This window comes from Streptomyces spiralis (genome assembly GCF_014654675.1).
GTDB classification, from domain to species: Bacteria; Actinomycetota; Actinomycetes; order Streptomycetales; family Streptomycetaceae; genus Streptomyces; species Streptomyces spiralis.
On sequence record NZ_BNBC01000004.1, the window covers coordinates 289935 to 290282 of the forward strand.

The 348-nt window shown below is 69.0% G+C and carries 1 pseudogene; it reads left to right on the top strand.

Features of this window, described 5'->3' with window-relative positions:
- Positions 1 to 4: 4 nt before the first annotated feature.
- Positions 5 to 348: pseudogene (locus IE318_RS07210) on the top strand (transposase); the annotation flags it as partial.

The following is a 348-nucleotide window of genomic DNA, read 5'->3' on the forward strand; positions in this document are numbered from 1 at the left end:
GGAGTTGTTCCAGCGGGTGGTGCCAGAGGCGCCTACTCGCCCGCAAGGTGGAGGCCGGCGTCGGCACGGCGACCGGGAGGTGCTGGCCGCGATCGTTTTCGTGGCGACGTCGGGCTGCACGTGGCAGCAACTGCCCTCTGCCTCATTCGGACCTTCGGGCGCCACCGCCCACCGGCGCTTCACGGAGTGGTCGAAGGCCAGAGTATGGGCGAAACTCCACCGCCTGGTCCTCGACGAGCTCGGTGCCCGCGGCCAGCTGGACTGGTCCCGCTGTGCGATCGACTCGGTGAACATGCGGGCCCTGAAAAGGGGGAGCTGACAGGCCCGAATCCTGTGGACCGGGGCAAG